The organism is Marivirga sp., assembly GCF_024636815.1.
GTDB lineage: Bacteria > Bacteroidota > Bacteroidia > Cytophagales > Cyclobacteriaceae > Marivirga.
In genome coordinates this window covers 1-12,476 of sequence record NZ_JAGXGF010000181.1, presented here as the reverse complement: position 1 = coordinate 12,476, position 12,476 = coordinate 1, and the positions used below count along the sequence as shown (strand labels likewise).

Below are 12,476 nucleotides of genomic sequence, written 5' to 3'. Positions count from 1 at the left end.
TTGGGTTTCCTTAAAAAATCGGAAACTATTATCCGACAAATTTAAAGTAATGGTCTTATCTGCAAAAGCCATTATATTTTTTATTTTTGATTCACTCATTAGCTTATGATAAAATATAATTCTTTTACGCTTGATAATGGTCTGAATGTGTATGTTCATGAAGACAAAAATACACCTTTAGCCATTGTTAACCTACTCTACGATGTAGGTTCGAGAGATGAGAAGCCTGACAAAACTGGTTTTGCCCATCTTTTTGAACACTTAATGTTCGGTGGCTCTAAAAATATTCCTAATTATGATGAGCCGCTTCAAAGAGTAGGTGGGGAAAATAATGCTTTTACAAGCCCGGATGTGACGAATTATTACGTTACCCTTCCTGCTCAAAATATTGAAACTGCATTTTGGTTGGAATCTGACAGAATGCTATCTCTTTCTTTTGATCCAAAAGTTCTAGAGGTTCAAAGAAGTGTAGTAATTGAAGAATTTAAACAACGTTATTTAAATCAACCTTATGGCGATTTATGGTTAAAAATGAGACCTTTAGCTTATGAAAAGCATCCTTATCAGTGGGCTACAATAGGGAAAGAGATCTCGCATATTGAGAATGCCACAATGGATGATGTGAAAGATTTTTTCTTCACTCATTACAGACCTAATAATGCCTATTTAGTAGTGGCTGGAAACGTTGAGACTGAGCAAATAAAAGATTTAGCTGACAAATGGTTTGGTGAAATTCCTTCAGGAGAAAAACGAGAAAGAAAATTACCTAAAGAACCTCAACAGGAAAAGGCTAAGTTTCTGGAAATTGAAGCGGATGTGCCTGTGGATGCCTTATATAAAGCCTACCATATGCCTGCAAAAACAGAGGAAAAATATTACGCTACAGATTTAATGAGTGATATTTTGGGCAGAGGAAAATCAAGTAGACTATACAAAAAATTAGTAAAAGAAACTGGAGTTTTTTCTAGTTTGGCTGCTTATGTAACTGGTTCAGTTGATCCTGGTTTATTGGTAATTAGCGGTCAGGTTTCTTCAGGAATAAGCCTGGAAAATGGAGATAAAGCTGTTCAGCAAATCATAAAAGAATTACAAGCGGAAGAAGTTGCCAATAAAGAACTGGAAAAGGTAAAAAATCAAGCCATTTCCTCTACAGTATATGGAGAAGTAGATATTTTAAATAGAGCTATGTCTATTGCTTTTGGTGCTGCTATGGGAAATCCTAATTTGGTAAATGAAGAAATTGATTTAATTAAAGCAGTAAGTACGAAAGACATCCATGAGTCATCAAATGAAATATTAAAAGACGAAAATTGTTCCACTATCTATTATAAAGCAAAGAAATGAATTTCAGAATAGGATATGGTTATGATGTGCACCGCCTTGCAGAAGGAGAAGAATTCTGGTTAGGAGGTATAAAACTGGACTATCATAAAGGAGGAGTTGGGCATTCCGATGCGGATGTTTTGATTCACGTGATTTGTGATGCCTTATTAGGCGCAGCAAATTTACGAGATATTGGTTTTCATTTCTCAGACCAAGACCCTCAATACAAAAGAATAGACAGCAAAATACTTCTGGAAAGAACTGTCGCTTTAATTCGGAAAAAGGGATACGAAATTGGAAACCTGGATGTAACAGTCGGTTTGCAAAAACCAAAAATCAATCCGTTGATTCCTGAAATGGTGGCTGTTTTATCCAAAGTGATGAAGATAAGTGAGGAAGATTTGTCTTTGAAAGCTACTACTACTGAAAAACTGGGATTTGTAGGCAGAGAAGAGGGGATAGATGCGCATGCAGTAGCATTGATTTATAAAGTGGAACATCAAAGTGATTTAGATCAATAATCATGGACAAGGTTAAAATTATCATAACTGAAGACGGCTCTCATTCACTTTATCATGAAGGATTAAAGGAAACTTACCACTCTTTTCATGGTGCTTTGCAAGAGTCTATTCATGTTTTTATTGAAAAAGGATTGCGTTTTTGGAGGACTAAATCTGGTTTACCAAAGCAAGTTGATATTTTCGAAGTGGGTTTTGGCACGGGTTTGAATGCTTTGCTAGCAGCTCAATTTGCAATGGATAATGAAGTAAGAATCAATTTTACTACTATTGAACCATTTCCATTGGATATGGAAATTATAGATCAATTAAATTATGCTACTTCAATTGGGCAGGAAGATTTAAAAACAGTTTTTAAGCAATTACATAGCAGTGAATGGGAAGAAAAAATCGAAATTAATCCGTTTTTCTCTATTCATAAAACCAAGAGCAAACTAGAGGAATTTCAAATTGAACAGCGATTTGATGTCTTATTTTTTGATGCCTTTGCCCCAAGTAAGCAAGCAGAATTATGGACAGCTGATTTATTGCAGAAATGCTTTAACTTATTGAAAGAAGGGGGTGTTTTCACTACTTACAGCGCAAAGGGGCAATTAAAAAGAGATTTAAAAGCCCTAGGTTTTGAAGTGGAAACTTTGCCAGGACCTCCGGGGAAGAAGGAAATGGTGAGGGGGATTGTGAACTGAAAAATTAGACTTAAATAAAATGGTAATCAAATTGACAGGCCATGATTCATCATGACCTGTCCAAAATCATTTTTTTGATTGTTTAATTAACCTCATCAAATATTCTCCATAACCACTTTTCACAAGAGGCTCTGCTAGTTTTTGTAATTGTGCTTTTTCAATAAAACCCATTCGGAAAGCTACTTCTTCTATACAGCCGATTTTCAGTCCTTGTCTTTCTTCTATTACCCTCACAAATTCTGATGCTTGCATTAAGGATGAGAAAGTTCCAGTATCCAACCAGGCGGTTCCTCGGTTAAGTACACTAACTTTTAATTTCCCTTCTTCAAGATATTTTTTGTTGACATCCGTGATTTCCAATTCTCCTCTATGGCTAGGCTTTATGTTTTTGGCGATATCAATTACCCTATTATCATAAAAATAAATACCCGGCACCGCAAAAGATGATTTTGGGTTTTCAGGCTTCTCTTCTATTGAAATGGCTTTGCCCTCTTCATTAAACTCTACCACTCCGTATCGCTCAGGATCATGTACATGATAGGCATAAACTATTCCGCCTTCTGGCTTGCTATTAGATTGCAGTAAAGTAGACATACCTGAGCCATAGAAAATGTTATCTCCTAATATCAAGGCTACATCATCATCCCCTACAAAATCTTCCCCAATAATAAATGCCTGAGCTAAACCTTCCGGTTTTTCCTGAATGGCATATTCGAAATTACAGCCAAGTTGAGAACCGTCTCCCAATAATTGCTTAAAAAGCCCCGTATGCTCGGGAGTAGATATAATCAATATGTCCTTAATTCCAGCTAACATTAAGGTTGAGAGCGGATAATAAATCATGGGCTTATCGTAAACCGGCATAAGTTGTTTGCTCAACGCAATTGTTAAAGGATGTAATCTCGTTCCTGATCCTCCTGCTAATATTATTCCTTTCATTTTGTTAGATTTTTAGATTCTAGAACCTAGAGTCTAGATTGATTTTGTAAAGCTTTGACTTTAATTTAAAACTCTTTACTATATCTTGGTTTCACGAAAATTATACTCTTAGAGATGAATAATTTAGACTTAATTTCAATTGTCTAGATTTTCAGATTACTTTGGCTTGGAATATTCGCTTCATCCCAAATATTTTTAGCGTCTATACTAGTTATTTTTTAGTTTACTATATAACAAACCTCCTGTTAACTCCTTTGAAGTTCAGTTCAAAGATTGCAAGGTCTTAATTCTAGAATCTAGGTTCTAGTCTCTTTTTTCATACATCTCATCATAATATTGCTGATATGCTCCAGAGGTGACATTTTTGAGCCATTCTTCATTCTCTAGATACCAATCAATTGTTTTGGAAATCCCTTCCTCAAATTGGAGGCTTGGTTTCCATCCCAGTTCGTTCATAATTTTGTTGGCATCTATTGCATATCTTAAATCATGACCGGCTCGATCTTTCACATAGGTGATCAGTTTTTCGGAAGTTCTTTCTTCCCTTCCCAACTTCTCATCCATTACCTTGCACATGACCTTAATCAAATCCAGGTTTTTCCATTCATTAAAACCTCCAATATTGTAAGTCTCTTTGTTTTGGCCTTTATGATATACCATGTCAATTGCAATAGCATGATCGATTACATAAAGCCAATCTCTAATATTTTCACCCTTACCATATACTGGAAGAGGCTTGTTGTTTCTGATATTATTAATAAAAAGAGGTATCAGCTTTTCAGGAAATTGGTTAGGCCCGTAATTATTGGAGCAATTGCTGATCACAATAGGAAGTCCGTAAGTATTAGCATAAGCCCTAACAAAATGATCTGAGCCAGCTTTGGAAGCTGAATAAGGTGACTGGGGATCATAAGAAGTTTCTTCAGTAAAAAACCCTCCATCATCAACGGATCCATAGACTTCATCTGTGGAAACATGATAAAAACGCTTACCTTCAAAATTGTCTTTCCAGCTTTCTTTAGCCGCATTCAGCAAAATTACCGTGCCAAATATATTAGTTTTTAAAAATTCAAGTGGGTTGCTGATCGATCTATCTACATGAGACTCAGCTGCTAGATGGATCACTCCATCAAAGTTGTATTTTTCAAAAAGATTGAATATGAATTTTTCATCTATTATATCACCTTTTTCAAATATATAATTAGGCTTATCCTCTACATCCTTGAGATTTTCTAAATTCCCTGCATAAGTTAGGGCGTCCAGGTTAACAATTTTATAATTAGGATATTGGTTGACAAATAATCGGACTACATGTGAGCCTATAAAGCCCGCACCTCCGGTAATTAATATAGTTTTCAAAATTTATTTATTTAGTTCACTCAAAAATAACGATTGTCTAACAGAATAAAGGATTCATATCACTTTTTATTTCAATAGTATTCAAAACTTCCGTTTATTTGTAAAAATTTTTAACAAATATGTCAGAGGTAGATAAAAACCAAAAACCAAATAACAGCTCAGATGAAATTGATTTGAGAGAATTGTTCTCCGCTATCGGCAATTTTTTCAGCAATATATTCTTCAACTTCATTTTATTCATTGTTGGAATAAAAAATGCCATTTTAAAGAATATTAAGTTAATATTCATACTAGGCCTTGTTGGTGGGATTTTAGGAATAGTTGCTCATTTCGTTACTCCAGATGTTTTTAAAAGCTCCATTTTATTGAGATCTACTTACTTAAGTGGGCGTTTAATGGAAAGCTCCATAAATAAACTAGATTCATTAACTGAAGAAGATAATCGTGAGCAATTAGCAAAAACATTAAAAATTGACACTGCTCTAGCTAATAATATTGTAAGCTTTGGTTATGAACCTTTCGTTTCCGAAGCAGAAATAATTGAGCTAGAATTATTCAAAGAACAATTACGATCCGAAATAGAAGATGAGGCTATTATCAATCGTTTTGTAGAAAGATTGAGTATGGATAACAAGTCCACCTACCGGATTTTTGTTGAAGTTTATGACAATACAGCAATAAATGAATTAGAAGAGCCACTCTTAGATTATTTTAGAAATAATCCTTTCGTTCAGAAAAGACTCGAAATACAGGAAACAAACCTAAAACTTGAAAGCCAAAACATTAGTGAAGAATTAGCAGAATTGGATAGTTTAAAAGAAATCCTGTTTAAAAACTTTAGAATGGTAGGTGAGAGAGATAGGGACGGTTCAAATAACGTGATACTGGCCGATGAACAAACCACTAATCCAATATCCGTTTTTAACGAATCAAGACGAGCATATGAGAAAAAGCTTGAAATTGAGAGAGAGCTTTATTTAACACCACAATTCGAATTAATCGATGGTTTCACAGTTTACTCCCAACCAGCTAGCCCTGGTTTAATAAAACTAGGTTTCTATGGCGGGCTAATTGGATTAGGAATGGCTGCTATAATTATTATCATTAGCTTATTTCTACATTATTTAGATAAAATAGAACAAAAAACTAGAGAAGCTAAGGATGGATTAAAAAGGAGAGTTGAAGCTAGAAAAAGCTAGGTTTTTTCCATCTTTTTCTGAAATAATTCTTTTTTCAACTTCAATTTCCCAATCAATATTTAAGGAGGCGTCATCATACATGATGCCTCTTTCATTTTCCGGGCTGTAATAATTATCGCATTTATAAAAGAATTCAGCTTCATCACTTATAACCGCAATTCCATGCGCAAAGCCCCTTGGGATGTATAATTGATGTTTATTCTCTGCAGAAAGGTGAATGGAGAAGGATTTACCAAAAGTAGGTTTATCTTTTCTTAAATCAATCGCAATATCCAAAACCTCACCTTTTAAAACTCTTACTAATTTGGATTGCGACATTGGAGGAACTTGCATATGTAATCCGCGGATTACACCATAAACTGAGCGTGATTGATTGTCTTGAACGAATTCACATTCAATTCCCGTAGCATCCTCAAATTTCTTTTGGTGAAAACTTTCAAAAAAATAGCCTCTGGCATCTTCAAAAATAGTAGGTTTTATGATATATAAATCGTCAAATTCGGTTCGTGTAATATTCATGTTATAGTTTTTATGCAAATTACACACAACATTCGGTATTTACCATGTCTTATTAGCCTTTATCTATTAAATTTGCAATGTGATAAAACAGGTAGTATCCATTTTTGAAAAAGAAGTGAAATTAGAATGGCGGAATAAAACCGCTTTCAATGGAATATTGCTCTATTTAGTGAGTACAATTTTCATCTGTTACCTTAGCTTTAATGTAAAAAGTGGCCAGATGCAAACCGTAACATGGAATGCGCTTTTTTGGATTATCATCGTTTTTGCCAATATCAATGGAGTAGCCAAAAGTTTTTTACAAGAAGGCGAAGGCAGGATGTTATATTATTACACATTATGTAAACCGCAAGTTATCCTGAGCGGAAAACTTATTTTCAATGTATTGCTTTCGGTCTTGATTGCTTTAATTGGTTTTTCAGTCTATGCGCTCATTTTGGGAAATCCTGTTTCGAATTATATTTATTTCCTTTTAACAATACTTTTTGCCTCTATCGGGTTTTCAGGTGTTTTGACTTTAGTTTCGGGAATTGTTTCCAAAGCTAATAACAGTACAGCACTGATGGCGGTACTAAGTTTTCCGATTTTATTACCTATTTTATTGATGTCAGTAAGGCTGTCAAAAAATGCAATAGACGGGATGGAAATTGGCTTAATGAACGACAAACTGTTTACTTTAATATCCGTAGATGCAATTGTTATTACTACGGCATATATTTTATTTCCTTTTATCTGGAGAAATTAGAAAATGAGAAAAACTTGGTGGAAAATAATAGGAGTTGCGCTGGTGTTCTACACACTCATAGCCGGATTATTGTTGGATGCGCCCCGACTAGCAATTTTAAATGAAACCATTCGTGCCATGCATTTTCATGTGCCAATGTGGTTCGGAATGGTGATTATGTTAACTGCTTCCGTTATTTTCTCGATTCGTTATCTAAGAACAGGCAATCAAAAATTTGACACTTACGCTATTGAATTGGTCAATACTTCCATTCTTTTTGGGGTTTTAGGATTGGTAACAGGCATGATTTGGGCAAACTATACCTGGGGAGCGCCTTGGAGCGGTGACCCAAAGCAAAATGCCTCGGCAATCGGAATGCTGATTTATTTTGCCTACATCCTTTTAAGAAATTCCATTACCGACCCACAGCAAAAAGCTAAAATCGGTGCGGTATATAATATCTTTGCATACGCCACACTAATTCCATTATTATTTATTTTACCAAGATTAACGGATTCTTTACATCCCGGCAACGGAGGTAATCCAGGCTTCAATGCATATGAATTGGATGGCAGATTAAGAATGGTATTTTATCCAGCCGTAATCGGATGGACTTTAATGGGGGTTTGGCTTACAGAATTAAGAATTAGATTATCATTTATAAAATCAAAAATTGATGAAGAAGATTAAATATATTTTGGTTTTTTCTCTACTGATGATGAGTTTAGGGCTTTCTGCTCAGAAAACTGAAATAGTAGAGGAAGACTATGCCAATGATAGAATTGAAATGGCAGATGCTATGAGAGCCGATGGAAAAATCTATGTTCTGGTTGCCATTATCGTTACCCTTTTTATTGGTTTCACACTTTACACAGTAATGACAGAGCGAAAAGTAAAAAAATTAGAAAAATCCTTAAAAGAGAGAGAATAAAGAATTTTTTGGGTAGTACCTTTGTTCCATTCGGAGAATAAATTTTAGTTATGAAGAAGTCTTATATTTTTGGTATAGTTATAATAGCAGCAGCTATTATGATGATTGTTTCCACCGCAGGTGATGCAAGCTCCTATGTTACATTTAATGATGCCCATGATATGGCATTGGATGGTAATAATACAAAAATCCATGTGGTAGGTGAATTGAAGAAAAGTGCAGAAGGTGAAATCGTTGGTTTAAATCCTTCTGAAGACAAATTATCATTCACTTTTATGATGGTAGATGAAAATGGAATGGAACAAGAAGTATTTTACAATGAGCCTATGCCAGCAGATTTTAAACGCTCCGAGCAAGTGGTTGTAATTGGTTCATTCCAAAAAGGTACTTTCATAGCTGATAAGATTTTAATGAAATGCCCGTCAAAATATCAAGAAGAAACTGTTATTTAATTTGATTCCAAAAATATGATACATACTACAATAGGTGACATTGGTCACCTTTTTGTGATTATAAGCTTTGTAACTGCCCTCATTTCCATATTCAATTTCTACAAAGCAGAAAAAAGTCCATTGCCCGAATTGCAAAAAGGCTGGTTAAAAAACGGGCAAATTACATTTTTACTCCACGGATTAGCTGTTTTTGGCATTGTCATTACACTTTTCACGATCATTTCTAATCATTACTATGAGTACTTCTACGCATGGAGTCACTCATCTAGAGCCCTTCCAGTGGAATATATCATTTCCTCTTTTTGGGAAGGTCAGGAAGGAAGTTTCTTATTGTGGTTATTCTGGAATGTACTTTTAGGTTTTATCATTTTATTGACCAATAAAAAATGGGCACCATCTGTAATGCTAAGCTTTGCAGTAGTTCAGGCATTCCTTTCTTCTATGATTTTGGGAGTGGTGATAGGCGACTTCAAAATCGGGAGTTCTCCATTCATTTTATTACGAGAGGCAATGGATGCTCCAATCTTCAATATCAATCCAAATTACGTTCCCGAAGACGGAACGGGATTGAATCCATTATTGCAAAACTACTGGATGGTCATTCACCCGCCAGTTTTATTCTTAGGATATGCTACCACTTTGATTCCTTTTGCCTATGCAATTGGAGGATTATGGAAAAAAGATTTTAAAGGATGGGTTAGACCTGCTTTGCCTTGGGCATTGTTTTCTGCTTCTATCTTAGGAGTGGGGATTTTAATGGGAGGTTATTGGGCTTATGAAACATTGAATTTTGAAGGGTTTTGGAACTGGGATCCAGTTGAAAATGCTTCTTTAGTACCTTGGCTGGTTTTGGTGGCGAGTATCCACACCATGATCACCTATAAAAAGAGTGAAACTGCTTTGAAAGCTTCTATCATTTTAGTGCTTTCGGTTTTCCTAATGGTTTTATATGCCACCTTCATGGTAAGAAGTGGAGTCCTGGGAGAATCATCTGTTCACTCCTTTACTGATTTAGGCTTATCAGGTCAATTGTTATTATACTTATTAAGCTTTTTAATTGTTTCTATTGTACTAGCGGTAGTTCGTTGGAAGCATATTCCATCCACAGAGAAAGAGGTTTCTACCTATTCCAGAGAATTCTGGATTTTCATGGGTGCGACTTTGCTTTGCTTAATGGGATTTCAAATTTTACTACCGACTTCTATTCCAGTTTATAATTCTATTATACAATCCTTTGGGGGGATATCAAACTTAGCTCCTCCGGCTGATCAGATTGAGTTCTATACCAAATGGCAAATGTGGTTTGCAGTAGGACTAGCTATTTTATCTGGAACAGGACAATTCTTCTGGTGGCAAAAAATGAAGAAATCAGAAGTAAAAGAATCACTTTTATTTCCAATTCTGATCACTTTAGCTATCTCTGCATTAATTATTGTTTTAGCGGGAATGAGCAATATTCATTATATTATTTTAGTGATTGCATCGGTTTATACCATAGTAGCAAATACTAAAATATTTTTCAAAATTATTAAAAGCAATTACAAGCTTTCCGGTGGTGCCATTGCACATATTGGTTTGGGTATGATGCTTTTAGGAATCCTATTTTCCACTGGTTATTCAAGAACGATTTCCTTGAATGAAACAGGGTTATTGCTGACCAATTCGGAAGAAGTAGAGGATAACTTTAATCAGGAAAACATTCCGCTTTTCATTAATGACCCTCAGACCATGGGAGAATATACGCTAACCTATAAAGGGCGATTTTATGAAAGCTATGATGGGGGATATGTGAAAGCTTCTTATTTAGAAGATACAAAGGATGAAAATTCAAAAATTGTTAGAAGAGAAATCCAAAGAGATGATGAAAGCTTAAAGGCTGGAGACACGCTAAAGGTTTATGGAGCTAATCACTATTATAAAGTAGATTATTTGCATGCAGATGGAGATAAATTTTCACTTTTCCCTCGTGCTCAGATTAATGCTGACATGGGTGGCTTGATCTCTTCCCCTGACATCAAAAGAACTCTTACTAAAGATTTATACACTCACGTTTCTTCCGTTCCTGACCCAACTCAAGAGATTGAATGGTCAGAGCCAAAAACTATGGATGTTACCTTTGGAGAGAAGTTTTTCTTGAACGATTTTGTCACCGTTTTGGAAGATGTTAAAAGAGTAGATGAAATAGAAGGCGAAAAACTGAAAGGGGAGGATTTAGCAGTAAGAGCTACGATAAAAGTTTATGGAGATGGAGAAGATTATATCTTAAACCCATATTACTTAATCCGGGATAATATGGCTGGTAGAATTCCTGATGAAAACAGGGAGATTGGTGTGAAGTTGAATATTGAAAATATCAAACCTGAGTCCAATACTTTTACGCTTTCAGTAAGAACAACTCAGAAGGATTATATCATACTAAAAGCATTAGAAAAACCATTGATAAACCTACTTTGGATAGGTACTTTGGTGTTGACTTTTGGTTTTGGAATGGCGATTTTTAGAAGATATTCAGAGTTTTATAAAATGAAGCGTAAAGGCTTAGAGTGAAAAATGCAGCTTACCATATCAGTTTTATAGGAGCAGGAAATGTAGCCTGGCATTTGGCTCCTGCTCTTGAAAACGTTGGACATTTTGTAAATGAAGTCTACACGCCTGATGGAAAATCTGCTAAGAAGTTGGTGGGTAATCTATACAATGCTAAAATTAAAGATAGCTTAGACTTTTCAGATAGTCCATCACAAATTTTCATTTTAGCAGTTCCAGATGATGCAATCCAAAGTATTGCACAGGAAATCAAGCTGCCTGAACAAAGCCTAATGGTGCATACTTCAGGAAGTAAGGGATTAGATGTGATGGAGTATTCCTCAGCTGCTGCAACTGGAGTTTTCTACCCCTTACAGACTTTCTCCAAAAGTAAAAAACTTGATTTTGAGAAAATTCCATTTCTTTTGGAAAGTGAAAACAAGGAAGCATTAAAAATTTTAAATAATCTTGCTAAATCATTAAGTAAGGATATTCAAATTGTCTCCACTGCTCAGAGAAAACAGATGCATTTGGCCGCAGTATTTGCTTGCAATTTCACAAACCACATGATGAGCATTTCAGAGAAAATCATGAAAAATGCTCAATTGGATTTCTCTCTTCTTCATCCGTTGGTTTTGGAAACGATTGAAAAAGCCTTAAAGCATTCTCCTAAATCAGTGCAAACAGGCCCCGCTAAAAGAGGTGATTTGGAAACTTTGGATAATCATATGGAAATGCTCCAAAGTGATGAGAATGTACAGGAAATTTATAGATTGATTAGCCAGAATATTTTGGATAATCAGTGAAAATTGTACCATTTTGAAAAATAACCAAGGTTATTTTACTTTAACCACTAAGACACTAAGATTTTCACAAAGATTCACAGAGGTAAAAATAACCGAGGTTATTTTCTATTGTATTCTCGTATGTTTGATTCTTGATTAGGTTAGGAACAGTCATAGCAATAAAATGAAGCTTTACATGGTTAATTTAGTGACCTTTGTGAATGCCTCTGTGTCACTTTGTGGTTAAAGTAATAGTAGCCTTTGGATACCTTTTGTTCTGTGATGGGAATGTGTATCCGACATTGAAAACCAAATAATTTTCAGAAAATAAAAGACGCCCTATTAGGACAAACGCAATGGATTGGTGAAATTTAAATCAATATCAGTTGAAGCTTTAAAATGACACAGCAGTTGCCTAAAAACTTTTCATTTCCAGGTTTTGTGAAGCTGATTCGTATTCAAAATCTGCTAATTATAGTGTTCAGTCAATACCTCACTGCACTATTTTTGTTAGAGGG

Annotated in this window: 13 protein-coding genes; 10 read left to right on the top strand and 3 right to left on the bottom strand. The window is 35.1% G+C overall.

Annotation, left to right across the window (positions count from 1 at the left end; all coding sequences use genetic code 11):
* Nucleotides 1-105: 105 nt before the first annotated feature.
* From Q0L29_RS13285 to mnmD, 3 genes are read left to right on the top strand one after another with little or no spacing between them, the layout of a single operon-like run.
* Nucleotides 106-1,344 (top strand): pitrilysin family protein, encoded by a 1,239-nt coding sequence (locus Q0L29_RS13285; protein ID WP_296622411.1) that lies wholly within the window; start codon nt 106-108, stop codon nt 1,342-1,344.
* Complete coding sequence (gene ispF, locus Q0L29_RS13280) at nt 1,341-1,844, top strand: 2-C-methyl-D-erythritol 2,4-cyclodiphosphate synthase (RefSeq protein ID WP_296622410.1); 504 nt, start codon at nt 1,341-1,343, stop codon at nt 1,842-1,844. The genes Q0L29_RS13285 and ispF overlap by 4 nt, the downstream gene beginning before the upstream one ends.
* Before the next feature lie 2 nt (nt 1,845-1,846).
* Entirely contained in the window at nt 1,847-2,527 is a 681-nt protein-coding gene (gene mnmD, locus Q0L29_RS13275) for a tRNA (5-methylaminomethyl-2-thiouridine)(34)-methyltransferase MnmD (RefSeq protein WP_296622409.1), read from the top strand.
* Nucleotides 2,528-2,593: 66 nt separating this feature from the next.
* Here the strand turns inward: mnmD and rfbA are convergent, their stop codons facing one another.
* Nucleotides 2,594-3,466 (bottom strand): glucose-1-phosphate thymidylyltransferase RfbA, encoded by an 873-nt coding sequence (gene rfbA / locus Q0L29_RS13270; protein WP_296622408.1) that lies wholly within the window; start codon nt 3,464-3,466, stop codon nt 2,594-2,596.
* Nucleotides 3,467-3,769: 303 nt separating this feature from the next.
* Nucleotides 3,770-4,828, bottom strand: a complete 1,059-nt coding sequence (gene rfbB, locus Q0L29_RS13265; protein ID WP_296622412.1) for a dTDP-glucose 4,6-dehydratase — start codon at nt 4,826-4,828, stop codon at nt 3,770-3,772.
* Between the two features lie 116 nt (nt 4,829-4,944).
* Here rfbB and Q0L29_RS13260 point away from each other — a divergent pair, with 116 nt between their 5' ends.
* On the top strand, nt 4,945-6,024 hold the full coding sequence (locus Q0L29_RS13260; protein WP_296622407.1) for a hypothetical protein: 1,080 nt from the start codon (nt 4,945-4,947) through the stop codon (nt 6,022-6,024).
* Here the strand turns inward: Q0L29_RS13260 and rfbC are convergent.
* Nucleotides 5,992-6,543: a dTDP-4-dehydrorhamnose 3,5-epimerase gene (rfbC, locus tag Q0L29_RS13255; protein WP_296622406.1), complete on the bottom strand. Its 552-nt coding sequence runs from the start codon at nt 6,541-6,543 to the stop codon at nt 5,992-5,994. The genes Q0L29_RS13260 and rfbC overlap by 33 nt on opposite strands.
* A gap of 79 nt (nt 6,544-6,622) precedes the next feature.
* Here rfbC and Q0L29_RS13250 point away from each other — a divergent pair, with 79 nt between their 5' ends.
* The 6 genes from Q0L29_RS13250 to Q0L29_RS13225 are packed head-to-tail and all read left to right on the top strand — an operon-like array spanning nt 6,623 to nt 11,979.
* On the top strand, nt 6,623-7,288 hold the full coding sequence (locus Q0L29_RS13250; protein WP_296622405.1) for a heme exporter protein CcmB: 666 nt from the start codon (nt 6,623-6,625) through the stop codon (nt 7,286-7,288).
* Nucleotides 7,289-7,291: 3 nt separating this feature from the next.
* Entirely contained in the window at nt 7,292-7,957 is a 666-nt protein-coding gene (gene ccsA, locus Q0L29_RS13245; RefSeq protein ID WP_296622404.1) for a cytochrome c biogenesis protein CcsA, read from the top strand.
* Nucleotides 7,944-8,198: a CcmD family protein gene (locus tag Q0L29_RS13240; RefSeq protein ID WP_296622402.1), complete on the top strand. Its 255-nt coding sequence runs from the start codon at nt 7,944-7,946 to the stop codon at nt 8,196-8,198. The genes ccsA (Q0L29_RS13245) and Q0L29_RS13240 overlap by 14 nt, the downstream gene beginning before the upstream one ends.
* Before the next feature lie 50 nt (nt 8,199-8,248).
* Nucleotides 8,249-8,650, top strand: a complete 402-nt coding sequence (locus Q0L29_RS13235; protein WP_296622401.1) for a cytochrome c maturation protein CcmE — start codon at nt 8,249-8,251, stop codon at nt 8,648-8,650.
* Between the two features lie 15 nt (nt 8,651-8,665).
* Complete coding sequence (ccsA, locus tag Q0L29_RS13230) at nt 8,666-11,197, top strand: cytochrome c biogenesis protein CcsA (protein WP_296622399.1); 2,532 nt, start codon at nt 8,666-8,668, stop codon at nt 11,195-11,197.
* On the top strand, nt 11,194-11,979 hold the full coding sequence (locus Q0L29_RS13225; RefSeq protein WP_296622398.1) for a Rossmann-like and DUF2520 domain-containing protein: 786 nt from the start codon (nt 11,194-11,196) through the stop codon (nt 11,977-11,979). Before ccsA (Q0L29_RS13230) ends, Q0L29_RS13225 begins: the two co-directional genes overlap by 4 nt.
* Nucleotides 11,980-12,476: the final 497 nt, after the last annotated feature.

Coding starts and splice junctions, on each gene's coding strand:
- Q0L29_RS13285 (WP_296622411.1), top strand. CDS start 106: ATGATAAAATATAATTCTTTTACGCTTGATAATGGTCTGAATGTGTAT.
- ispF (WP_296622410.1), top strand. CDS start 1,341: ATGAATTTCAGAATAGGATATGGTTATGATGTGCACCGCCTTGCAGAA.
- mnmD (WP_296622409.1), top strand. CDS start 1,847: ATGGACAAGGTTAAAATTATCATAACTGAAGACGGCTCTCATTCACTT.
- rfbA (WP_296622408.1), bottom strand. CDS start 3,466: ATGAAAGGAATAATATTAGCAGGAGGATCAGGAACGAGATTACATCCT.
- Q0L29_RS13260 (WP_296622407.1), top strand. CDS start 4,945: ATGTCAGAGGTAGATAAAAACCAAAAACCAAATAACAGCTCAGATGAA.
- rfbC (WP_296622406.1), bottom strand. CDS start 6,543: ATGAATATTACACGAACCGAATTTGACGATTTATATATCATAAAACCT.
- ccsA (WP_296622404.1), top strand. CDS start 7,292: ATGAGAAAAACTTGGTGGAAAATAATAGGAGTTGCGCTGGTGTTCTAC.
- Q0L29_RS13240 (WP_296622402.1), top strand. CDS start 7,944: ATGAAGAAGATTAAATATATTTTGGTTTTTTCTCTACTGATGATGAGT.
- Q0L29_RS13235 (WP_296622401.1), top strand. CDS start 8,249: ATGAAGAAGTCTTATATTTTTGGTATAGTTATAATAGCAGCAGCTATT.
- ccsA (WP_296622399.1), top strand. CDS start 8,666: ATGATACATACTACAATAGGTGACATTGGTCACCTTTTTGTGATTATA.